Origin of the sequence: Streptococcus sp. HMSC065H07, assembly GCF_001837325.1 — a bacterium.
Lineage (GTDB): Bacteria > Bacillota > Bacilli > Lactobacillales > Streptococcaceae > Streptococcus > Streptococcus salivarius_H.
Genome location: NZ_KV832031.1, coordinates 48,838 through 72,888, shown reverse-complemented (window position 1 = coordinate 72,888; position 24,051 = coordinate 48,838). Strand labels below are relative to the sequence as shown.

Below are 24,051 nucleotides of genomic sequence, written 5' to 3'. Positions count from 1 at the left end.
GGATATTCGAGATGCGTTTTAATTCTAAAAGTGACAGAGATTTGGCTTTTGAATAGGCTCTTTTGAGATATGATATCATAAAAAAGGGGCTACTTAAGATTTCGAAAGAAGAGCTGTCATCGGCACAAGAGACAACTTTAGAAGAGTTAGATGAAATGTCTGGAGTTGTTAAGCAACTAACGTGTGGGGAAGCAGTTGCAGATTTAATTGCCTATGCTTTCCTAGATGATATGGAGTTAAATTGGGATTTTTCCCAAGCTAGTGACTCCTAATAGTAGAAATTAAAAAGGCACTTAAAGTTTTTTAACTTTGAGTCCCTTTTTTTGTTACTTTTTGGTATCTTTTACGAATAGATATATTGTAGAAAAAAGGAGGTATATAAAATGATGACTTATGATGAAGTAATGGAAGCGATAGAAAGAGGGTTTATCAAGGGAGATAAAATCAGTATTATTCGACGAAATGGCAAGATCCATGATTATGTTTTACCAGGAGAGAAAGTAGAACCTGGAGAAATAGTGGAAGAAGAGGACTTAGATGTTGTCCTTGAAGAGTTGAAGGAGTTCTAAAATGATGCAGCTTTTAAGTAAGATGATTTCTATGGTCTCGCAAAAGGGATGTCTTTTAATAAGAGATACTTGAATATCATAATCGGTGAATAAGCTTTACGTCCAAAGTTAGGACGATAATTCTTTTCTAACTCATCGTAAATAAAGCTAAAATCACAGAATTCCGTTAGCTGACGCAAAAGATGATTCTTTCTCGTATGAGACGTGAGCACGCGCATGATGTGGTTCTTTGACTGGAAAAATAAAAATAAGCACTATGTTTTTTAACATAGTGCTATAATAATACAGAGAATAAAACAAAAAATAGAAATGGGGAAAAACGATGACGAAGGAAGGAAAAAAGAAGAAGTTTGATCGCAAAGCTTATATGCGAGACTACATGAAAAAATATAATCAGACAGATGATGGTAAGAAAAAAAAGCAAGAAATCAATGCTAATTACCAAAAATCAGAAAAAGGGAAAGAAACCAGAAAAAAATGGTTGGCTAAAAATCCTGAGAGCGTTCAAAAGGCTTCTGAAAAGTATCGGAAGACCGACAAATGGAAAGAGGCGCAAAAGCGTACTACCGAAAGAATTGCTATCTTGACAAGACAAGGTTATGCTGGGGCAATCAAAGCGCTAAGAAGTGATTTAGGTCTAACGCAAACCCAAGCGTCTGAAAAGACTGGAGTACCAGTAGCAACGATCCGACAAACAGAGCGAGGAGCAGTCTATTTGTCTGAGGAGCGTTTGAAAGAATACACAAACAAATTAGGATATAAAGATGACATTGTGGATAAAATCGTGAAGTTCAAATATCCTGTTAGTGTAGTTCGTGCTCATGTAGAGGAAGAATTGGCCAATTATGGAATAGGTTCACATGAAGCAGACGAAGAATTGCTACGCTCTTTGATTGAAAAAAGTGTAAAAAAAGTTGACTAAAATTGTTGACTTGAGGGTAATAGCTCAGGAGGTTACGAAAACAATCTAGGGAATACGTCAGGGGCATTTGGAAGCAATGATAATGCTGGAGGTTCGGTGGTGGTATGACAGGAAACACCCCAAACTTTGGTAGTGCTGATAGTCCTTTTGGCAATGTGAACCCACTAGATATTGCAGATGATGACCTCCCCTTTTAGAATGAATTAAGGCAAGAAAAACTTGCCTTTTTTTGCGTTTAACGATTGATAAAAACAGAAATTAGGTATATTATATAAGTATAATAAACAAAGAAATCATTGAATTTAGCAACGGCTCAACGATTGATTTTTCAGAGGGATTGCCAGATAGCGAAAACTGGCTTTGTTATGATTAAGGGGAGGAAATTATGGTAACAGAGGCTCAAAAACGAGCTAAAGTAAAATACATGAGTAGCGAGAAAGGTAAACAGGGTCAAAAGCGCTGGTCTGAGAAATACCGCTCAACTGGAAAAGGAAAGCATAACCTCCAGAGGTTACGAAAACGCAAAAAGTTGGCGCGTGCGCTAACACAACAGCGAGAACTCTTTGGGCTAACTAAAGAGGAGCTGGCTTTGAAATTGAAGCTAGATGTTACTCTCGTAGAGGAGTTGGAGGCAGGAACATATTATCAGATTGATGAAGATGCAAAAACAAAAAATAAAGTTGACCGTTTTCTCCAAAAACTGCCACCTAAATTAGACCTACCAGAAGAATTATCTGAGTCTATTGTTTTTCTTAGAAAGTCTTTTAGAAAGTCTCAGGCTTGGTTAAGTGAACAGGTAGAGGTATCTCGCCAAACCATTTCACTTTGGGAAAGTGGGAAAGTTGTTCCAAGTACCGAAAATCTAGAGAAACTGGAAACTCTATTTACTCTAAAGAACGGCCAGTTGCAAAAGAAAGTCAGGAAGTGAACAAAGAAGTGAAGAAGCGTAAATCTATCCAGAAATTAACGGAGGGTAGAGTAGCTCATGGGTAGAAAAAACATCAAGAGGTACTGGCATTGGTTGTGTAAGCCATGTTTCAATAGTTGCTAAAATCATGGTCACAAATATATCATTTACGCAAGATTGATCCAGATGCTGTAGAATAGCATTCCTAGTATTAACTGGGCTGTTAAGACAGAGCTCAGGGTGTATGATTATTGTCAGCTTGTTCTTATCGCAAACACTTATTGAGATGTCTCGCAACAAAGCGGAAAGTTTATTTGGTAAGCAGTAATAGTAGTACAGACACCATTTTAGGATGGTGTTTTTTGTTTAGATTGGTTGTTTCGATAAAACAATTTGCTTTCTCGCTTAATCTGGTTGTTAGCATTTACGAAATTTGGTTGAAAAAATATAAAAAAGTGAAATAAAGTGTCCTCTGAGCTTCGAATACAAGACCTGTTATGGTATACTTATATCAAGGTTAAGGAATGAGGTTTCTCCCCTCTCCTTAACCCCACCATTGTTGTTGTAAGGTTAGACGAGATTTCTCCTCTCGGAACTAACTTAATCTTTTCATTTCTACTAGTTATGAACAGGGATCTCCCATAAACATAACTGTACTTTCTGTTTTTAGTGTTGTTAGGTTTCTCCCCTAACTGATAAACTAAAAATAGTCATTGTTTTTCTTCTTTGTAGAAATAATACGAGGAAAACGAGGTAGTCCATTGAGACTTGCCTCTTTTTTTGTTGTCTCGTAAAGGTTACTTTGAAAAAAACCATTGGAACAACAGGAAGTTCCAATGGCTACAACAACAATAATTTTCATAAAAGCAATGACGTTTTTAGAAAGGAAGTTATGGAGGAGAAGGAGAAAGACAGCTCCTCCATATAGTTCCCCCGAAGGGAAAAACAATAACTTGTATCTAGGAAAAATCCTAAATCAGTCATAACGACCTTGTTTTTTCCGCCGACATTGATACCGCAGAGTAAAAGTGCATAACGCTTGTGTGCTCCTTACAAATATATCTATTATTTCCAAACTAAGTGTTAGAGTTTCTAATGTAAATCATCCGTTTTTCTTTCACGGCTTTTCCTAGGTCAATGACCTTTTCCTGACCGTCAAAAACAAAACCCATTTTTTCATAAAAGGCGATGGCACGTTTGTTATCTTCTAAAACCCATAATATAATCTCTTGATAACCATCTAAGGCAGCAAAAGCAGCCTGTATGAGCTGCTGGCCCACACCCTTGCCATAATAATCTTTTAAGACATACAAGGCGAAAATTTCACCCGCTATCGTAGCTGAATCTCGAAAATCACCGTAGCTAACAAAGCCGACCACTTTAGCATCATCCAATGCGATTAAGGTATTTTCAGGATACTTTTGACTATAAAACCGGCACTTATCCAAAGTCATTTGTTCTTGAAAATCTGCGGGCAAAATCTCATCATAAGCTTCACGCCATGTCTGCCAATGAACTCTGGATTTCCCTTCTATCTCCTCAGCTGTCACCATTGGTTTGATTGTGATGACCATTTGTTTCCTCCTTGAATAAATCTATTTCAATTATTCTGCCTGAAAACCATTTCTATCTAATTTCCCATTTTCTCCCCAAACTACTACATAAACATTTTTGGGTAAGCTAGTAAAATCAACATAGTCAGTTAGTCTCGCACCTTCAGGAACCTCGCCTTCCAGAAAGAGATACATTTCTAGTCTAACTTATTGATAGTGTTATTTCAAGAGTAGGAAATCAAAATAAGAGTGTTATTATCTCAAAAGTCAACCTATGTCACTAGGTTGCGACACCTATATAAAATAGCCTATCATGGCTTCATGGTAGAATTTAAAGATTATGAAAATACACAGGAACTAGAAGGCTGGTACAATTGGCCAGTTAGGGCCTCTAAAAAGATAAAATCCATTAGGGCAATCAATAGTGTCATCTCTTACTTTAGGAAACATCGATTAAAGCGAACGCTAATCATTAGCTATGCTTTACTGGGTACAATGGTATGGACAGCTACGACTGCCTATTTCTCTCCTGAACGGGTTACTTACACAGAGACACAGCTGCGAGCGACGCAAACCTTTGGTAATGGCCTTGGAAGCATCACAGCAACCTCTATGACGTATTCACCATCTAATGGAATGGTCGTTATGGAATTAACAACATCAGATGCGACTAGTGCTATTAATAAAGGAATCAATACTGAAAATCTTGATTGGCAAGTTTTCTTGCCAAGTAGTGTTAAGAACCCAGAAGCAGTGACTTTAGAAGTCATTCCGTTAACTGGAGATAAAGTGTATCTGGTTTTGCGTAATGTTCCTTCAGATTATACGCTCATGGTTATTCGAGTGACCAATAAGACGCCAAACTCTAACAGTCTGAAGGTGGATGTTCAAGAATATGACGATTACTTGTCATCAAGTAGTAATTCAGTTTCCAATCAGAAAAAACAAAAAGATAAGGATGCTAACAAGACCTATGTTGATTTCTTTGTAACTCCTCAAAATGAACTTCTCAAAAACAAGTATGTTAAGAATTTATCACGTGAGAAGTTTGCTCTTAATATTTTCGAAGAGGAGTTGAAGTATCAAAAAGGTCAACGGAAAGAACTTCTGAATTCTGCAAAAACACTTGATGATAGTATAAAGGAAGATAATAAGACGCTTGAACAGTTAAAACGTGAATCAGAATACTTGGTCGGTAACGAGTTAACTGATAAGCAGATTGATATGGAATCTGTTGAAAAAAGTATTGGAACTAAAGAGAAAGATGGAGCTAAAGCCCGTGAGAATGCTGCTTATGTTCAGACAATCATTGAACAGATTGAAAAGAATATCAAAGCAGTTAAGAATGGTACTTACAAGTTTAATTCACCAGTACGATCAGTAAAACAAGATATTGGGGAATAAATATAAAAAGGAAAGAAAGGACTTTATTAACGATTATGACAATTGACGAACAACGCTACTTACTTAACCAAGATTGCCTATTGATGAAATATCAGCGAGGTAACGCTATGAATGAACCCCTTCAAATTTTTAGAGGGAAATGGGCAGACGGTTTAGAACGCCTACATCAAATCATTGATAAAGAAGTTGGTTGGAAGAACTTTCGTAGTTTTGTCTCAAGTAACGTACATCATGACTCTGAAACATCCATTGAGGTAGTTAAGAAACACTTGAACCAATGCCGTATTGAATGTACGGACCTTTTGGATATTGATTTTGGAGAGAAAGGTTCTATTTGTATTCAGAGGGATCAAGTGGAGCTTTTGACTGAGAAATTCCGTTATTTCCTTTATTTTGAAAGTAATATTCAACCAATGATGGATATTGACTTCTAGGGAGGTACTGGATGAATCAAGAAGAAAATCATCAACAAGAGGGGAACTGGGGACTGCCTCGTGGTCTTTACACGCAGGTAAAGTACTACGGTGTTCCCCTAATGAAAGCTTTTATTATAGTTGGAAGTTTTGTTTTTCCGCTACAATTCAGGGATATATTTTTCCCTAGAGGGCAGGAGTTGAAGTTCCTAATTAATTTAATCTGTACAATGACTTTAACGATTTATTGGATGATCCCGTCTTCGTCTGGTGGAAATAAGTTCTGGGAATTTATTCATGCACACCGTCGGACAAAGAAACGTTATTATCCAATTGATAAGAACTGTTATCCAGAGTTGAGAGATGACGGCTCACAAAACCGTCGCTACTTAATGGATAAGGCTGCAGAACGTTTAGGAAGGAAATATAAATAGATGAAGGAGAGGACTAACCATAATCTTAGTAAGACTCCTTATATTGACAAATACACAACAGACCTTACTGAGAAAATCAGACCTAAGCGTCAAGATTTTGTGGCTTGGGGTAGACAAGGTGAAATCAGACAAGTCTTTATCTCACTAAATCGATTAGAAAAAAACTCGCCTGTTCTGATTGGTGAAGCTGGTGTAGGTAAAACAGCTATTGTAGAAGGAATTTGTGCGGATATTCTAAACAATAAAGCCCACGTCCCAACACGTTTCCGAGGTAAGCAGGTTAAGCAACTAGAATTATCTGCTATCCAAGGGAAAGAATTTGACCATACTGGTAAAGAGGTGAACATCATTGCCAAAATGGACGGATTGATTAAAGAGTTTATGGCTCATAAAGATGAGTTTATCCTCTTTATTGATGAAGTGCATACCATTATGGGAACTGGGGTTGAGGGAAGTGCTCTTGACGTCGCTAATAGCTTGAAACCAGCCTTATCTCGTGGGGAAATCTATCTTATATCAGCTACCACAGCTGATGAGTTTATGATTATTGAACGAGATCCTGCAATGGAACGACGTCTACAACCAGTTTACGTTGATGAACTGGACAAAGAGGCATCTATTTTGGTCTTGAAAAAACGTCGTCCCAAGTATAAACGAGAACTTGATATTGAAATTCCTAATGATGCCATTAAGGCAGCAGTAGAATTATCTATTCGTTATATTACGGATAAAATGCTTCCAGATAAAGCTATTGATATTATTGATGAAGCTTCAGCGACTGCAAATATCGATGGGAAATCAGAGATTACCTTAAGAGATATTGCGAGTGTCATTCACCGTAAAAAAGGTATTCCTATGGAAAGTCTACTACGCACGTCTTCAACTCCAGTGGATTTTGCGGAAGGGATGCGTGCTGTTGTTAAGGGGCAAGACCATGTGATTCGAACTATAGCACGCCTTATGTATAAGGGAATCCAGGGAGGGCAGAACAAGCGGAGACCTCTTGGAACTCTTCTTTTACTTGGAACAACAGGTACAGGTAAAACTGAATTGGCTAAACAAGCAGCCAAACAACTGTTTGGTAGTGAAGAAGCGATGATTCGGCTGGATATGTCAGAATACATGACTGATAATGCCGTTGTTCGTCTTATAGGAAATGACGAGCGAAAAGGTGACTTAACGGAAAAAATTAAGAAGAATCCCTACTCGTTAGTACTATTGGATGAGTTAGAAAAGGCTCATCCAGATGTCTGGGCTTTGTATTTGCAAATGCTTGATGACGGGCATTTGACTGATGGACGTGGACGAAAAATCAATTTTAAGAATACGTTTATCATTGCAACATCAAACGTGGGGCATAAGCGAATCAAAGATAAATATATCACCTCTGGTCAGACTTTTACAGAAATGAACAAGACTGACTATAAAGAGTTCATGAAGGACATGAGAGACGAGTTAATCAAAATCTTTAAACGTCCTGAATTTATCAACCGCTGGAAAATTGAAGTGACTAATATCTTGACGAAACAAACCATTGATAAGATTGTCTATTCAAAAATGGCTGTACATGAGAGTAGTTGGTTTAAAGAGCATCATATCCTTATTAATTATGAGGATGTTAAGGATGGTGACCAAACTATCGATGGCAAAAAATACTTCTATGAATATCTCAGTAGTGTCGGTGTTAGCCCAGAAGATGGAGCAAGGCCTTTAGAGAGAACTATTGATGAAGTATTAACTGATGAAATCTTTGAGCAATTGTATTTCCTTGGGCGAAAGCCACAAGATTACTTTATAGTTGACGTGTCTTTATCTGGACATGCACCAGGAACGTTTGCGTATGGTAACTCAGGTAGAAAGACAGTTCAAGATAGACGTCAGACACATATTAGTGTCAAACGGATACCTCCAGAGGAGTATGGGAACTATTTGCTTACTTCTTAAGGGGTGTCACTAGGTTGTGACTCATAGATGGAATATTGTAGACTACAGATATTAAAATTTTAAGGAGGCTGTTTTGAAAGAAAACACATTTTTGAATAACGTGAAGTCTAAAGCATCAACACTGGGAATGACTGCTTTATTGACGTTAAACTCTGTATCCCTTGCTTTTGCGGAGCAAACTGGAGGAAATGCTGCTAACCCAGCTAATGAGGCAACTAATACGATTAATGATCTTTCAGGTATGTTGCGTCTCGTATTTCCGGGGTTAGCAATACTAAGTGGTTTAGTATCATGTATCTTGATGATGATGGGTGATAAGAAACGAAGTATAGCACTTGACCGACTCATGTGGACTGCAATCGCGCTATGTGTTGGTTCAGCACTCGTTTCAGTTGTTAGTTATCTTTGGCAACCTAAATAAGTCTTTAAGAGGTATACTTTATGGAAAAAGAATTACTAACCATAAAGGGGAATCGCAAGGTATTGTTTCCCGATGCCTTGTTTCTTTATATTGAGTGGAAAGGAAATGCAAATCCTAAAAAGGATGAAGAGTTAGCGGATATCATTGATGACTTAGATACTGAATATTTCCCTAGTAATAAAAAAGAAAGTATCGCTCAAAGTCTACCATTTCTAACTTTTAAACAAGCAGAATTACTTTTTCGAGAAATCAAAAAGCGCTATTCTGAATTTACCTTAAAAGGAATTGCTCTTGCTAGTCAACCGATGGAACAAAATGGTCGTGTGACACGACCAACTACAGGAGTCCCTAGTATTGAAGGACAACCTCAGATTACCCCTTTTGTTATTACGAAAGATTATAAGGAACTCGTTACCCCACTCATCGAAGAAGCACACCGTGATAAACGGTTTGAGAAAACAACATATGAAGGCATCTCCAACTTTTTCAGTGGTCCTATGGGGTTACTTCCATGTTATGCTGAAAGTCTTGGCTTGTCTCTAGTTGATATGCCACCCTATCCAAAACCTGGAACGATTGAAGGAGAACTTCCAAATCGTCTTATGTCGAATAAGGATAAGCATAAACAGTCAGTTGCTGGAGCCAAGAAACGGAAGGAGAAAACAGGTAGAGTGTATGAAGATGAAGAAGTAGGACAACCAAGTAAGTTGCCATTGATTTTGGCTATTGGCTCTTGTACCTTATCGGTATTCTTATTGTTGATGCTAATGGTCTATAATAGCAATTTCACGCGCGTGAAGAAAGAACTGGTAGCGACAACCGATAAGGTTGAACGTCTTACAATGATACAAGATCATGAACATGAGATTGATGTCATGGCTCGTTATTTCTTGTCATACTATTATTCAGGAGACAAGGATAAGCTTAAGGCTTACTTGGATAATAACGACGCTAAATTTACTAACCCAGAGGTAGCGACTGTTTCTAGCACAATGTTGGAGAAAGTTGAACTCGTTAAGAATGAGAAAGATACCTATGAGGTTACATACGTTGTTGGTACAACGGATGAGGCTCAAAAAACGACAGTTCGTCGTGTTACTTTCAATGTTAAGAAAAAACCATCAGCTACTCAAGGTTGGGTAGTGACATCTGAACCGACAACAACAGTATTTGCAACTCCAACATCCCCTTCTACTGAAACTTCAGCTGAAAACACTGAAAACAAGGAGGGATAACCTATGGGTGCAGAAGCAACAATTGAGATTGAACAAGGGAAGGTCTGGCCATCCCTATCAGATATGATCTCTCAATCGAAAGATTGGCCTAATGAAGTTGGTTCTAAAGGTTGGGGAGGTGACAAAGATAAAGAGCTATTATTGGCATCCTTTTATGCACAGTGGGACCAATACCTCCACCCAACAACTGGGGTATTTATAGCTTTTGGCTTTATTCCCGAGATGCTTTCAAAAGGTATCTATAGTTTTAGTTATGCGATTGAGAAAGCATACCTCAACATGTTTAAGTTGTTCGGGATGTTTGATTATATTAGTCAATCCGATAGCTTTGTTGGTCAAGTTTATAAGTGGCTTCAAATCGTTGGGATTTCATTGTTTGTTCTGGTAACTCTCATTCGTCTTATAATGGCTATGGCAGGAGCACCTTTCAGGTACCGAGAATTCTTCAATCACATTATTCTGGTGACTTTTTCTGTAACTGCACTTCCTGTGTTTGCTTCAAAATTTGGTAGTGCTATAGCAAAGGATACCGTAGGACTAGCCTATTATGACATAACGGGTAGCGGTCAGAGTGTTTCACTTTCTGTAACCCCATTTCGGGGAAATACGGTTGACCTTGAGATGCTATATGCATTGGATTTCAATACCGAACAATTGGGTTATAATAAAGATACTCACTTTATAGCGGGGGATAAAAACTGGAATACTATTTCAGATGGTAATATTTGGTTCACCAATTTTACTGAAACATATGGTCCAACCAATAAGGCAATGCTTCAGTACTATTCTGGACGTGAAGGACGAGTATCGTCAATAACCAAGTTCGTAGGAGTGCGAGAAGACGGTTCGGTTGACTGGGGACAACAAGTAAAAAATGGTATAGCCTTATCTAACCCAATAACTGCTCTTCTTCAAACTAGTAAACTGTTCTTTACTGGTTGGAAAGAGGAATCTGAGTGGAAAGATAATCAGGCAAAATCCCCTTACAATGGATTTTCTGATGTAATGAGATCTACGCTCAACACCATTCGTTATGCAGATGGCAAGATTGCTTATGCACGAGTCACTACGTCAAAATCAGGTTATTTCCTTGGTTTTGATAATACTGCTTTCTTACCAACTTATGCTCGCTATAAAGTTGACTGGATAGCACTGATAACTCAGCAAATCATTCTTTTACTCCTTCTCATCGGATTGCTAGTAACTACGGTACGAGTAATTTTCAAAACGCTTATAACAGTGATTATCTCACCCCTAGTTTCTTACGCAGCAGTCGGAAATAGTATGAGAATCTTGGAGGTTTGGCAGGAAGTTATGACAGGAATTGCTGCCATCTGGTTCCAACTACTATTCGTCAAAGTAGCTCAATGGTTCTTAATTACTTATAGTGAAGTGAAACTCAATCTAGGTTCAGGAGCGTCTGCTGCTGCTAAGAAAACTCTAGGTGGAAGTTTCTATGACGGCTTAGATCCATTCCAACATGCCATTGCGACAATTGCGGTTTACCTTGGTGTTTATCTTGCAGTTTCTCAAGGTTCAAAAGTTTTGGAACGCTGGATAGGTATTGATACTAACCTTTCAAGTGGAACTAAGGCTGGAGTTGCTACAATGGCTGTTGGTGCGATGGCTGCTAAAAAAATGGGTGGTGGTACTAGAAACTTCGCTGTAGGTAGATATAATCCAACTACTGGTAGACGAAATCAAAGTGGGTTTAACCGTCTCAGAAATAGTGTTAGTAGTGGAACCAGAGTTGGTGTAAAAGGGCTTAAGAGTGCCGGTAGCGTGGTAGGGTCGACCACAAATGGTATCAGACGAGGTGCTATGTCGGCTGCAGGTGCTACTGCAGGTGCTGTAGCTGGAACTTGGAATGCATTTTCTGATACGACAGATCAGGACCTTACTGCTTTTCAAGTAGCAAGAAGAGCGGTAGGGGTAACCGGAAGGAAACTATCAACTAGCACTAAAAATACGTTTAATAGTGCTATAAGTGGCACAAAAGAAGTAATGACTTCCGGTAAGGAGGTTGTTGGGACAGAATTCAGGAATGTAGGTCAAGCAATTAAGAAGGACTTCTCAAGTAGTTTCGGAGAACGTTATACTAGTACTAGAGATAATGTCAATGATAGTATCTTGAATTATAATAGAGCAGAGAATAATGGTGCCGGAAGGGTAACGCCTAAAGGGAGTACGTCAAGTATTATTTCCCCTACTCAGAGATTATCAAAGAAGAATAGCTTAGATAGTGACAGTCGATTCCAGAAGTTTGATGCTGGAGAAGATGGAGAATTGTGATAACTAGTTTACAAAGTTTCGCTACAGTCTTGTAAGTTAAGATTCTTAGTCTATGTTGAGTATTGTAATTGCTATCTTTGTTCGGAGTATCAGACGACTACACTGTAAAGAAATGATAGAACGCCTATTCAGAACAGCCAAAAAATAAAAAGACAAACATCAAAAGAATGCTTGTCTTTACTTTAATCCTGTATGAGAAAGGATGGCTTTGACTTATAAACACCAACAGGGACATATTACGTATGTTCGTATAGAATTAGTTTAAGAGGTAAGACAGTACTGAAAGGTAGTACAGTAACTCACAATTTAATCAGTATTCTGATAAATAATTCTTTTAACTTTCCTATTGATTCTTAGCCAATGTTTAATTCCTTTCGTTTGTTGGTGACATAAGTTTTTAAATCAATTACATCTTGAACAGTAGGCTCATAATTTTCAATCATTGAAGATCCGATAGCATACCAAACGGTATCAAAATCTGAATAATTATCAAAAGAAATTCCTAAAATTGTTAATTCTTCTTCATTTACATCAAAAGTCATGGCATACCTCCTTGTATATCAATATCATTGTACCATAAACCCTTTATATTTACATGAAAGATGGAGATAGTTATGATTGATTGAACTGTTGATAGGATATTTTCTTCATAAAAAACACCCTCAAAAATTAATTTTTTCTGTCTAACTTTTGGGGTACAGTTCAATCTGCTTGAGTTTTTACACATAATTATTGATAGCATCAAAACAAGGCTTGCATAACCTTGGGAATATTTGACAGCACCTTCATTAATTCCAGTCAGTAGTTATATTCTATAACATTTTACTTGTTTAATTGGAACTGAGAGAAATTTGGTATCGTAAAAACGCTCACTAATTAAATAGTAGAGTCCTCTTATATACAAGATATGTGCCTTCTTGGATAGTTATCTGAAAGTATGATGATAAAGTGGTTGGTCATAAATTATTGATGATTCATGTGACAATCAGAAAAAGCCATTAGATTCATGACATTATAACTTTACCAATATTATGATAGAAATTTGATAACTGTATTGAGAAATATTTAATTGAAAATTCTAAAAATAAGGTATTAAAAAAGTAATTATGGTACAATATAAAAGAAAATCGTTTTTATCTTTTATATCGAATTTTTGCTGTTACTCACTAATTTGTGTGTTACTTATAGTATTATAGGAGTAATGATGAATAAGATTTTAGCCATTGATGATGACGAAGAAATTCTAAAACTTATAAAGACAGCTTTAGAGATTGAGAATTATCAAGTCACAACTTTACAAGAAATACAAGTACCAATAGTTTTTGATAAATTTAAGGGGTATGATTTAATTCTATTAGATATTCTGATGCCTAATATAAATGGAATAGAATTTTGTTATAAAATTCGTGAAGAGGTATGCTCTCCAATTATTTTTGTTAGTGCCTTATCTCATGACGATGAAATTATCCAAGCTTTAACCGTAGGAGGAGATGATTTTATTGTTAAACCGTTTAGTTTGAAACAATTTATAGCTAAGGTTAATTCTCATTTGAAGAGAGAAGAAAGAGCAAGGTTAAAGATTGAAAGAGATAAAAGGAGCTTTCCTCCTCTAGAAATTTATCTAGAGGAACGTATGCTATACATCGATAAGATCCCTTTAACTTTAACTTCTAGGGAATATGATATTTTGGAATTATTATCTCGTTATCCCCATAAAGTATTTACAAAAGAAGAGATATATGAACAGGTCTATGACGAGGATGCGTCAGCATTATTTCACTCCATTTCAGAGTATATTTATCAAATTAGAATGAAATTTGCAAGCTTTGGAATTAATCCAATAAAAACAGTACGTGGGATTGGTTATAAGTGGGATGTCTAAAAAATATTCAATAAAAAAAAGAGTATGGTTAGTAGTTTTTGAAGTTTGTGCTGGTTTTTTTATTACAATTCTAATAATCTATATAATTTCATTTTCTTTCTTAAGGCTAAATATAGTGACGTCCCATAATATTGGAGAGGAATATCATTTTGAAGATAAAAAAACAATAAAACAACTGACAAACTATGCGGAATCTTTGGGACTAGATTATGTTATTTTAGATAATAAGGTAAATAAAATCATTAAGGGGAAATACATACCTAAAGAATTTTCTTTATTCAGAAAAGTTGTAGAAGAAAAAGATAACTTAATTTTGGACACAGTGCATTATGACTTCTATAACAATGTTGATTATAGTATTGTTATTAGATATAATGAGATGCCAGAATTTTCTAATCCTAAGTTTAGGGATGTTCCATATAATATGTTGACTTTTTATTTTCTAGGGTTAGGAATAATAACTAGTATTGTGGTTGCTTCAACAAGGTTTGTGAAAGAAATTTCTTCGAATTTTAAAGAAATAAAGAAAATAGCAAATAAAATGGGGATAGATAGATTATCTAAACAAGAAAACTTTTCTAAAATAACGGAATTTGATGATATCCTGGCAACCCTATATACAAAGGGAGATGGTTTGAAAAATTTGATTGATCGAGAAAAATTAGAGAAACAAGATTTATCATTTCAAATATCTGCTCTCTCTCATGATATAAAGACACCTTTAACTGTTTTAAAAGGGAACCTTGAGTTATTAGAATTAACGTCCTTAACAACTAGTCAACAAAGTTATGTTCTTTCAATGGATAATAGTATTTCTGTTTTTGAGAGCTATTTCGACTCATTGATTTCCTATACTCGGATGCTTTCAGAAGATAGAGGAGCAAAGTTGATAGTTGTTGAAGAACTGCTAAGTGAGTTACATTTTGAGGTTGATGATCTTTTGAATATAAACGATGTTGAATTTTCTATTGGGAATCACCTTGTAAGCAGTTCTTTTTATGGAGAAGAAGAAAATTTGATACGGGCAATATCTAATCTTCTAGTTAATGCAATTAGATTTACACCCTTTTCAAATAAGAAAATAGAGGTCATATTATCTGAATCGGAAACTCTCATTTATTTTGAAGTATGGAACAATGGTCCCCAGTTTAATGATAGTACTTTGAAAAATGGCACTAAATTGTTTTACACAGAAGATAATAGTAGAGGAAATAAGCATTACGGAATTGGATTAGCTTTTGTTAATGGTGTTGCTATTAAGCATGGAGGGCACCTTCAGTTGGTAAACCCAGCAAGAGGGGGAGCAAGTGCAATTTTATCCATTAAGAAGAAATAGATATAATTTAAAGCATTTGGACAGAAAATTGTAAGAAATTTTCTGTCCAAATGCTTTTTTTCTGAACAGATTCTGAACTTAAGATGAAATAATGACATCGTAAATATATCGGACATATAAATAAGAGAGGAAATATAAGATGAAAAATACAATCAAAGATTTCGACCTAGATTTAAAGACAACTAAAAATAACTCTGATGAACCACTTGTGGGTAGTCGCTATCTTTGCACACCGGGTTCTTGTTGGAAATTAGTTTGTTTTACAACAACTGTTAAATAATTTAATTAATATAATTACTGTAGTTTTAGATAATCCGATATGTTTATAAATTTAGAGGAGTAGACTGTTTTTAGTTTGCTCCTTTATTGGTAGATAAGGAAGTTATATATGATTAAAAATCAACTGAAGAACTTAATGAAAACAATCAATCTTGTAAAAGAGGCAGGATTTTCATTGTTGTTGCTCTCGATTGGTATTAGTATAATTCAAGGAATCTTACCAATTGTTAGTATGCTATTGGTGCAAAATATGTTAAATATTATTACTAGTAGTATTGAACGTTTTCAAACATTGATGATTACTTTTATACTTTTTGTTGCTTTAACATTATTGACTACCATAGTTGGAGAAGTTGATGGTTATATTGATACTAAATTACAGATACTTTTGCATTATAAGATGAATCACTTGGTCATGCAGAAAACTGTAAAGCTAACATTAGCTGAATTTGAAACTCCAGAAATATATGATGATATTACACGTATACAAAATCAAATATCCTATAAACCATTTCAAATATATAAATCTATTATTTCTGTACTTTCTTCATTAGTATCATTTATTTCTTCCTTTATCATTTTGTTGAATTGGAAAACATCAATTTTTCCACTATTGATTATTCTTCCGGTAATTTCAATTTATATATACTTAAAAATAGGTAAAAACGAATTTGAAATGTTATATAAGCGGAGTAGTGATGAAAGGGCAAATTGGTACATAAGCCATATTTTAACACATGATTTTGCTGTTAAGGAATTAAGGTTAGGCATATTAGAAAACTATTTTTTAAAAAAATTTGACAAAAATAATCAACTATTTATTACTCAGGAAAATAGCATAAATAAATCTAAAATGGGAAATGGTATTTTATTGGGAATATTGGAGATTATGATAGAGTCAATAATAATGTTTCTTGCAGTTAGAGAGGCGTTTTTAGGAATAATTTTAATTGGAAATGTAACAACCTTTATTAGATCTTTGTCAACAATGCAAACGAGTACCAAAAATATAGTGAACAATATTTATTCCTTCTATAATGGATCACTGTACATGGAGTTACTATATGATTTCACTCATAGTGAGACTGAATACAATAATCTAAAAGAAAAAGTAGTTAACGATATTAAGTCTATCGAGTTTGAAAATGTTTCTTTTTCATATGATGGTAAGGAAAATGTGATAAATAACATAAGTTTTTCAATTAAATCAGGAGAAAAAATAGCAATTGTTGGTGAAAATGGTTCAGGGAAGAGTACTATTTTTAAATTAGTCTGCGGACTTTATGATAATTATGAAGGAAACATTTATATAAACGGTAATAATATTCGTTCAATACAGAAAAAATCATATTATAAGAGGATATCAGCTTTATTCCAGGATTTCTTGAAATACGAGTTAACACTTCGAGAAAATATTGGTTTAGGTGATTTATCAAAACTGTATAATGATGAGGCTTTAATAAACACATTAAAGCGTACGGGAATTGATTCAATATTTTATGAGAAAGAAGGAAAAACTAATCAGTTAGACTTAGAACAGCAACTAGGAAATTGGTTCGAGGACGGGAGACAGTTATCTGGTGGGCAGTGGCAAAAAATTGCATTGTCAAGAGTTTATCTTAAAGAAGCTGATTGTTATTTTTTAGATGAGCCTAGTTCAGCTTTAGATCCAAAATCTGAAGCAAAAATTTTTAAAACTTTTTTTGAATTGTCACAAAATAAGATTGGCATTTTCATTACACATAAGCCAAGTATTACTCAATTTGTAGATAAAATTCTATACTTGGAGAATGGTAATATAGTCGAGACAGGAAGTTTCAATGATTTAAATTTTAAAGGTAAGAAATTCAAAAACTTGTTAGATAAGGAGATTGGAATTGTATATGACACCTCAAATTGAACAAATTTTAGATTATGTTGCTGATAGATTTACGAACTATGAGCAAATAGTAGCAGAAAGTACAAATGAGACGCTAATTAGCATAGAATCTAAATACAAAAATACTTTTTTTGAAAAATCTTTAAGTCACGGAATTCCATCATTAATTCTAATGTATAGCTCGCTATATAAAGTAACTAGACAAGATAAGTATATGGATCTGTCTAACAGCTATATCAGTAAATTAGTTGAAATAATCTCCAAAGACGGAATAGAATCTCCCTCTCTCTATGCGGGGACTGCTGGTATTTCATTGGCAATTAGGGAAGCTAGTATATCAGGGAAATATTATACCAAGCTATTGGACTCTTTACATCGCCTATTGAAAGAACAAATTCAAGAAAAGTTGATTATAAGTTTATCAAATATAGATAAAGGGATTATTGATCCATTTGACTATGATATGGTTAACGGTTTTAGTGGAATAGCTAATTATTTAATGCTTGAGAGAGAATATTTTTTTGAAGAGTTGAAACAAATAGGAATGTATCTTTTGAAGTATATTGAGACAATTTTTAGTAAAGTGAAAAATTGTTCTATAGATTCAAAAATTGAATTTGATTTAGGTATTGCTCATGGAATAGTTGGTCCAATGTTAATATTGGCGAAGTTAAGATCAGAAAGAATCTTAGAAGATAATGATGAGATATTGAACAAGGCTATCAAGCTAGTATTTTTATATAGAAGAGAAGATAAACTATGGCCTGGTAAAATATATTCTGATAATATTTTGAATCGTGATTTTAAAAATCTCCCTACTAGGATGGCCTGGTGCTACGGTACTCCTGGTACATCACTTGCCTTATTTAAAATATGTCAATTGATGGATTTAAACTATGCTGATAGTATTATCGAGAGTTTGATTGCTCAGATAACTAGTCCCGAAAAAAATATTTATTCACTGACAATGTGTCATGGACTATCAGGTGTTTCCTTTATATACGATTTGATTGGTAGAAGCAATTCAAATGTGAGATTAGTGAATTTTGCAGAGTGTTTACGCCAGGAAATAATAATACAATTCTCAGGTCAGAAAATATTTGGATATACTGATAGAGAAAAATTAGGAGAAGTAGAAATTGAATTTGAATCAGTTGGTATATTACAGGGGGTATCGGGAATTGTCTTATTTTTATTAAATCCTTATAGCGATGAGAAACTCTTGTGGGAAAGAATGTTTATTTAATTAAGAGAGGAGAACAAGATGTATAATGTATTTCCAAGAGGCATGATCCGTGTTCCTTTGCAAAAACAGGAATTTTATGAAAAAGGATATGATGAGCTGATAAAAGATAAAGTTTTTATGGAGCAACTTTTAGTTGCTAGTCCTAGTCTCTATCATAGTGTAAAAAATATTGATAAATGTAACGAAAAGAAAAAACAAAAAATAAAAATATCAATAAAAAGTTACGCAAAAAGGGCGGCATTACGTACTACTCCGTTTGGAATTTTTACCGCAATAAATGTAGTCGATCTGAAAAATGAAACAAACTCCAATGTAAAAAAAATTAGTTTTACTAAAAAAGCGACACCAGATTATCTTTGGATATATTCTTTGGTGAAATCTTATGAAATAAAGAATATAGAAGAACTTGCCTTCAAAATTAATACAGCAGCATTTATCCAAGGGGATAGATATGTATTACCATTTACAGTGAGTGAGTTTGAGGAAGATAGAAATATAAGTCTTTCAAAACCAGTTCAGATATTGATTGAAAAATGCCAGAAAAACTATGTGAACTATGAAGAATTGATAAAAATACTTAAAACCAGTTATCCGGAGATAGCTTTAGAAGTGCTAACATCATTTATTTACAATTTGGTTGAAAATGATTTTTTAATTTCAGATCTAAGACCACCTATTTGTAATATTAATCCACTAGATTATTTATTATCGAAATTGGAAAAGGGAAGACTAAAAAACGATTTACAACATTTAAAAAATATGATTGAGAATTATAATGATTTAAAAATAGGTGAGGGCTGTAATTTACTTCTTCAAATATTTGATGTCATGAAAAATATCCATAAATATGATATTGGTGGAAATTACCTAAAGGTAGATTCCATAGCAAATTTTAATGGTAGATTTGATGTCTTATCGGAAAAGTCTTTAGAGATTATAAAGCAGCTTGCAGAGATGTTTGTGAAGTTAAATAATAACGTTAAAAGAAGAGGTGGCAGGAAAAATTCACTTAAAGAATATCAGTTGAAATTTATTGGAAAATATGGGGAAAACTGTGCAATTCCTCTTGTAGAAGTAATAAATAAGGATGTTGGTATAGGTTTCCCTGATTATTACAAAGACGAATCAGGAGAAGCAATAGAGTTTAGTGATCCAATAATGCAAATGTTTGAAAAGAAATACGAGGAGGCTCTTTTAGATGGTAAAAGTATTGAATTTCGGTCAAAGGATTTACATGATTTTAAATTAAATCAAAATAATAGTTTAGAATCATTTGAATTAAATTTTAATATCAAAAAACTAAATGATGATATCAAGTTATATTTAGGTGCCAATATTGGTTCTGGTCAAGCTGGAAGAAGTTTCGGTAGATTCTATACATTAAGCGAACAATTGAAAACAACTATTCAAAAATTAGATCAGAAAAATTGTATGAATGTAGAGCTATCATTCGTTCCGAATCAGATAAGAATAGCGAATGTAATGCAAAATTATAGCACTGAAACCTTCAATACATCATTTTTTACAACATCATGGGATTCGACAAATGAAATTAGATTAGAAGACATCTATATAAGATATAGTGAAGGTAAGTTTCATTTTACAACAAGTGATGGGAAAAATGAATTGAAATTTACTATGAATAATATGTTGAATCCTGACAGCCAAAGTAAGGTACTGAGATTGTTGGTTGATATATCAGAGTTTGAGTATGGATTGTCACATTGGTCTTTATTTCCATGGGATATTTTAGCTCAGGAAAAAGTCTATATTCCTGAAATTTCGTTTGAAGGAATTACGATAGCTACCGCACAATGGAACTTATCAATGATAAGAGAACAGTTACTAACTAAAAATAAATTTATTGATAAAAAAGTTATTTTTGATAATTTTAGAAAAACATACAAGGTTCCAAATGACATCATTTTAAAATATGCAGATAATGAATTAAGGCTAGATTTATCTATGGATGATGACTTAGAGATTTTATTTAAAAATATCAAAAAATACGTATACGTTTCGCTAAGAGAAATTGAAAAAGGAGAATCAATTTTTAAAGAATATTTAGGTAACTATAACGCAGAAATAGTTGTTCCAATTATTAAAGAGATAGATAGAAATGCAAGCCATGAAACTAATTTAATCTTTAAAAATGAAATTAAAAGAACATATTTACCATTTTGTGACTGGCTATTTTTAAAGTTGTATGGTCCTAAAGAACGACAAAATGAACTATTAGGTTACTGGAGCAATTATTTTGCGAATATACTATCAAGAAATTATAATCAACCCAAAATGTTTTATATGAGATATTATGACACAAATGATCATATAAGAATGCGAGTAAATTCTCGTTCTTTTGAGAATAATTTTTCTTTATATTTGTCAGTAGTTCGTGACTTATTACCTATGTTGATAGAAAAAGGTATTGTCTCAGATATAGAGGTGAGTAGTTATAAGCCAGAGGTAAACAGATATGGGGGACCTAATTTAATACACTATGCTGAAGAAATTTTTTGCAAAGAATCTATTTTATTTATGAATCATATAATAAGTTTGTCAGAAAATGAAAGATTAGTTTGTGCTACATATTTAGTTTTATACTATCTAAATTATTTCTTCAAAGATGAAGTGACAAAGTGTTCTTTTCTCCTTGAGAATTATACTGGAAAATATAAGAAAGAATTTAAAAATTTACCAATTGATTTACCCATAGAGTATATGAAGAGTTTGAAGGGAGTAGCATCGGCGCTAGATAGATATGATTATTTCCAGGAAATGGATAAATATCTTACTTCTTATATGGAAGAATACAATCGATTCGATAGTACAAATGATCTATATAATACAAAATTTAATTTAGTAGGAAGTTTTTTACACTTATCAATGAACCGATTAAATGGGATTAATAGAGAATTTGAAGAGAAGGTATATTGTTTTGCTTATTACACACTAAATGCCCAACAGTATATAGAATAGGAGTAATCAATATGTTAAAAATACAAAACTTAAGAAAATCTTATGGTAAGAGAACGGTACTAGATAATGTCAATATGAATATTCCTAAGGGAAAAGTGTATGCTTTAATAGGTCCAAATGGTGCTGGAAAATCAACTATTATGAAAATTTTGACTGGTTTAATTAATAAAACCAGTGGTTCTATCACTTTTGAAGGTAGAGAATGGTCACGTCGAGATTTGCAGAAAATTGGAAGTATTATTGAAGAACCACCACTTTACAAGAATTTGAGCGCATACGATAATATGAAAGTAGTTACAACAATGCTTGGTATTTCAAATAGTACAATACTTCCGCTATTAAATAAAGTAGGTTTAGGAAACATTGATAGGAGACCAGTAAAGCAATTTTCTCTAGGGATGAAGCAAAGGTTAGGAATAGCTATCGCTTTAATAAATTCACCTAAATTACTTATATTGGACGAGCCTACCAACGGGTTGGATCCTATTGGAATTCAAGAATTAAGGGAAATTATAGAGTCATTTAAATCAGATGGGATGACAGTCATGATTTCAAGTCATATTCTTTCAGAGGTCGAACATCTAGCTGATTTTATTGGTTTTATTTATGAAGGAAAGATTGTACTGGAGAAGGAATATGATGGTTCTGAGAATCTTGAGGAGTTATTTAATAATCAAATTATATATGAAAAAGGGAGGAGATTATGAAACAAGTTTTTTTATCAAATTTAATTAAAATAAAGAATACGAGTATTTTTAGGTTAATTTTTATTTTCCCTTTCATTTGTGTCATTCTTTCTTTATTGTTTTCATCATTGGGTGGTAAGGAAGTATTAAGTCTAACTGCAGAAACCACCGTGAATCAGTGGGGGGTTATTTGGATTAATGTAATTATAGCTGTAAATTCCGCTTTGTTAAATAAGTTGGAATTAGATTCAAATAAGTATTCTGTTTATTTATCAAGGAATGTTAATTTAAAAAAGGTAGAATACGCAAGAATCATATTGGTAGCTTTTTTAAATTTAATAATTAGTATGATTTTAAGCCTAATACTTATCTTAATTGGTTTAATTTTACCCACACCAAGTCTTATTAGTATATGTAGGATGCTATTAACTATTTTATTGATTTGGTTGACAACATTATGGCAAATTCCATTTATTTTATGGCTATCAAGAAAAACTAATTTGTATTTTGCTATGATTATTAATACAATATCACCACTAATTATTGGTACAAGTTTTTCTCTCTTAGATACATGGTATTTGTTTCCTTATGATTGGTCATTGAAGCTACTTGAACCAATGACAAAAATGAGAATAAATGGTATACCTATTGGATCTGAATATATTCCTGATTATTCAATGATTTTCGTTTCATTTTTCTTAGGGATTACTTTTTTCATTTTATTGGTCGAACTATCTGCTATCTCTTTCAAAAGACAGGTTAAATAGTCATGAAATCATATATATACTCTAGTTTTTTAAAAATAAAAAACACTTCTTATTTGCTAGTACACATTTTAGCCGCATTATTATTTCCACTACTTTTGTTCCTATATTGGAATCAACGTGGAGGGTTACAAAGCAGGACGGTATTATTTTCTTACTTTCAAATAGTAGGAGTACTTCTTCCTTTTGCTTCTAGTATTGTGAATATTCAACTAAAAAATTTGGAGGAATCATCTGGGAAATTTAAATATTTGTTAGGGTATTCACAATCGAATTATAAGCCATTTTTTGCTGAATTGGTATTTTTGTGGTTATGTTATTGTATAGTTTTAATAGTTTCAATTACTATATTTATCTTTTTGTTGAAAACTATTGGTATAGTTGTATCTCTAAGATTACTTATTTTGATTAGTTTATTTTATATTATTTTGGGCTACATAGCATATATGCTTAATCAGATTATTAGTTATTTATTTAGCACAGGTGTGGCACTAGGTATTTCAATGATGGGAGTCATTATTGCTGCGTTTTGTGAAACGAGTCTCGGTGATAAGGTATGGTTTCTAATCCCATGGGCATGGTTTTTGAGAGTATCAGATACACTATTCAACCAACAAAAAATAGATAACACTCCACTTATGATTATATTTGTTATTTCTATCATAATAGTATTTTTTCATTTTTTACTATTTCAAAAGTGGAATCAAGACCGCTTGATAAGTGGTTAAATATGTTCAGTTTTCTATCTATAATTAATACAATCTAATTATGTTTGATTAGGAAATGGCTATAACATCTTATATCCTTGGATTTTATAGTATGATTTTAACATATATTTTCATAGATTTACTTTTAATGATGAAAATTTGAATCAATTTCAATAAACTTTTTAAAAAAAGTAATGAC

22 protein-coding genes and 2 pseudogenes are annotated in these 24,051 nt (G+C 33.6%); 21 read left to right on the top strand and 3 right to left on the bottom strand.

Annotation, left to right across the window (positions count from 1 at the left end; translation table 11 throughout):
* Nucleotides 1–383: 383 nt before the first annotated feature.
* The 5 genes and pseudogenes from HMPREF2637_RS05060 to HMPREF2637_RS11285 all read left to right on the top strand — a co-directional run bounded on the left by HMPREF2637_RS05060 (nucleotide 384) and on the right by HMPREF2637_RS11285 (nucleotide 3,384).
* Nucleotides 384–569 carry a competence regulator inhibitor paratox gene (locus tag HMPREF2637_RS05060; RefSeq protein ID WP_070839405.1) on the top strand — a complete coding sequence of 62 codons (186 nt, stop codon included), beginning with the start codon at nucleotides 384–386 and terminating at the stop codon, nucleotides 567–569.
* A gap of 379 nt (nucleotides 570–948) precedes the next feature.
* Nucleotides 949–1,491: a helix-turn-helix domain-containing protein gene (locus HMPREF2637_RS05055; RefSeq protein WP_176745613.1), complete on the top strand. Its 543-nt coding sequence runs from the start codon at nucleotides 949–951 to the stop codon at nucleotides 1,489–1,491.
* A 92-nt stretch (nucleotides 1,492–1,583) separates the two neighbouring features.
* Nucleotides 1,584–1,688 (top strand): annotated as a pseudogene (locus HMPREF2637_RS11125) (single-stranded DNA-binding protein); the annotation flags it as partial.
* A 188-nt stretch (nucleotides 1,689–1,876) separates the two neighbouring features.
* On the top strand, nucleotides 1,877–2,419 hold the full coding sequence (locus HMPREF2637_RS05050) for a helix-turn-helix transcriptional regulator (RefSeq protein ID WP_070839401.1): 543 nt from the start codon (nucleotides 1,877–1,879) through the stop codon (nucleotides 2,417–2,419).
* An 815-nt stretch (nucleotides 2,420–3,234) separates the two neighbouring features.
* The gene (locus HMPREF2637_RS11285) at nucleotides 3,235–3,384 is read left to right on the top strand and encodes a hypothetical protein (RefSeq protein WP_176745612.1); all 150 of its coding nucleotides are present in this window, start codon (nucleotides 3,235–3,237) and stop codon (nucleotides 3,382–3,384) included.
* Here the strand turns inward: HMPREF2637_RS11285 and HMPREF2637_RS11730 are convergent.
* Nucleotides 3,371–3,436: pseudogene (locus HMPREF2637_RS11730) on the bottom strand (DUF1697 domain-containing protein); the annotation flags it as partial. The gene HMPREF2637_RS11285 and the pseudogene HMPREF2637_RS11730 overlap by 14 nt on opposite strands.
* Nucleotides 3,437–3,474: 38 nt before the next feature.
* Entirely contained in the window at nucleotides 3,475–3,972 is a 498-nt protein-coding gene (locus HMPREF2637_RS05040; RefSeq protein WP_037601555.1) for a GNAT family N-acetyltransferase, read from the bottom strand.
* A gap of 300 nt (nucleotides 3,973–4,272) precedes the next feature.
* On the opposite strand from HMPREF2637_RS05040, the gene HMPREF2637_RS05035 reads away from it, so the two are divergent.
* The 7 genes from HMPREF2637_RS05035 (at nucleotide 4,273) to HMPREF2637_RS05005 (ending at nucleotide 12,094) form a co-directional block, all read left to right on the top strand.
* Entirely contained in the window at nucleotides 4,273–5,355 is a 1,083-nt protein-coding gene (locus tag HMPREF2637_RS05035) for a hypothetical protein (RefSeq protein WP_241673322.1), read from the top strand.
* 35 nt (nucleotides 5,356–5,390) lie between these two features.
* Nucleotides 5,391–5,789 (top strand): hypothetical protein, encoded by a 399-nt coding sequence (locus HMPREF2637_RS05030; RefSeq protein WP_070839392.1) that lies wholly within the window; start codon nucleotides 5,391–5,393, stop codon nucleotides 5,787–5,789.
* 11 nt (nucleotides 5,790–5,800) lie between these two features.
* Complete coding sequence (locus HMPREF2637_RS05025; protein WP_070839389.1) at nucleotides 5,801–6,202, top strand: hypothetical protein; 402 nt, start codon at nucleotides 5,801–5,803, stop codon at nucleotides 6,200–6,202.
* The gene (locus tag HMPREF2637_RS05020; RefSeq protein ID WP_070839387.1) at nucleotides 6,203–8,146 is read left to right on the top strand and encodes an AAA family ATPase; all 1,944 of its coding nucleotides are present in this window, start codon (nucleotides 6,203–6,205) and stop codon (nucleotides 8,144–8,146) included. It abuts the gene before it with no gap.
* 100 nt (nucleotides 8,147–8,246) lie between these two features.
* Complete coding sequence (locus HMPREF2637_RS05015; RefSeq protein ID WP_256315943.1) at nucleotides 8,247–8,567, top strand: hypothetical protein; 321 nt, start codon at nucleotides 8,247–8,249, stop codon at nucleotides 8,565–8,567.
* Between the two features lie 20 nt (nucleotides 8,568–8,587).
* Nucleotides 8,588–9,802, top strand: coding sequence for a hypothetical protein (locus HMPREF2637_RS05010; protein WP_070839382.1), 1,215 nt, complete (start codon nucleotides 8,588–8,590; stop codon nucleotides 9,800–9,802).
* Between the two features lie 3 nt (nucleotides 9,803–9,805).
* Nucleotides 9,806–12,094 (top strand): DUF8208 domain-containing protein, encoded by a 2,289-nt coding sequence (locus HMPREF2637_RS05005; RefSeq protein ID WP_070839379.1) that lies wholly within the window; start codon nucleotides 9,806–9,808, stop codon nucleotides 12,092–12,094.
* A 353-nt stretch (nucleotides 12,095–12,447) separates the two neighbouring features.
* On the opposite strand, the gene HMPREF2637_RS05000 is transcribed toward HMPREF2637_RS05005, so the two are convergent.
* Complete coding sequence (locus HMPREF2637_RS05000; RefSeq protein ID WP_070578186.1) at nucleotides 12,448–12,636, bottom strand: hypothetical protein; 189 nt, start codon at nucleotides 12,634–12,636, stop codon at nucleotides 12,448–12,450.
* Nucleotides 12,637–13,298: 662 nt separating this feature from the next.
* Between HMPREF2637_RS05000 and HMPREF2637_RS04995 the strand changes: the two genes are divergently transcribed.
* The 9 genes from HMPREF2637_RS04995 (at nucleotide 13,299) to HMPREF2637_RS04960 (ending at nucleotide 23,873) form a co-directional block, all read left to right on the top strand.
* Nucleotides 13,299–13,976, top strand: coding sequence for a response regulator transcription factor (locus tag HMPREF2637_RS04995; RefSeq protein ID WP_070578183.1), 678 nt, complete (start codon nucleotides 13,299–13,301; stop codon nucleotides 13,974–13,976).
* Nucleotides 13,969–15,312 (top strand): sensor histidine kinase, encoded by a 1,344-nt coding sequence (locus tag HMPREF2637_RS04990; protein ID WP_070578178.1) that lies wholly within the window; start codon nucleotides 13,969–13,971, stop codon nucleotides 15,310–15,312. The genes HMPREF2637_RS04995 and HMPREF2637_RS04990 overlap by 8 nt, the downstream gene beginning before the upstream one ends.
* Before the next feature lie 139 nt (nucleotides 15,313–15,451).
* Nucleotides 15,452–15,592: a lantibiotic streptin gene (locus HMPREF2637_RS10850; protein ID WP_037601592.1), complete on the top strand. Its 141-nt coding sequence runs from the start codon at nucleotides 15,452–15,454 to the stop codon at nucleotides 15,590–15,592.
* 108 nt (nucleotides 15,593–15,700) lie between these two features.
* Nucleotides 15,701–17,491 (top strand): ABC transporter ATP-binding protein, encoded by a 1,791-nt coding sequence (locus HMPREF2637_RS04985; protein WP_037601595.1) that lies wholly within the window; start codon nucleotides 15,701–15,703, stop codon nucleotides 17,489–17,491.
* Nucleotides 17,475–18,716, top strand: a complete 1,242-nt coding sequence (locus HMPREF2637_RS04980) for a lanthionine synthetase C family protein (protein WP_070839377.1) — start codon at nucleotides 17,475–17,477, stop codon at nucleotides 18,714–18,716. The genes HMPREF2637_RS04985 and HMPREF2637_RS04980 overlap by 17 nt, the downstream gene beginning before the upstream one ends.
* 18 nt (nucleotides 18,717–18,734) lie before the next feature.
* On the top strand, nucleotides 18,735–21,695 hold the full coding sequence (locus HMPREF2637_RS04975; protein ID WP_070839375.1) for a lantibiotic dehydratase: 2,961 nt from the start codon (nucleotides 18,735–18,737) through the stop codon (nucleotides 21,693–21,695).
* Nucleotides 21,696–21,706: 11 nt separating this feature from the next.
* Nucleotides 21,707–22,402 carry a lantibiotic protection ABC transporter ATP-binding protein gene (locus tag HMPREF2637_RS04970; RefSeq protein ID WP_070578169.1) on the top strand — a complete coding sequence of 232 codons (696 nt, stop codon included), beginning with the start codon at nucleotides 21,707–21,709 and terminating at the stop codon, nucleotides 22,400–22,402.
* Nucleotides 22,399–23,148, top strand: coding sequence for a lantibiotic immunity ABC transporter MutE/EpiE family permease subunit (locus HMPREF2637_RS04965; protein WP_070839373.1), 750 nt, complete (start codon nucleotides 22,399–22,401; stop codon nucleotides 23,146–23,148). The genes HMPREF2637_RS04970 and HMPREF2637_RS04965 overlap by 4 nt, the downstream gene beginning before the upstream one ends.
* 2 nt (nucleotides 23,149–23,150) lie before the next feature.
* On the top strand, nucleotides 23,151–23,873 hold the full coding sequence (locus tag HMPREF2637_RS04960) for a lantibiotic immunity ABC transporter MutG family permease subunit (protein ID WP_070578162.1): 723 nt from the start codon (nucleotides 23,151–23,153) through the stop codon (nucleotides 23,871–23,873).
* Nucleotides 23,874–24,051: the final 178 nt, after the last annotated feature.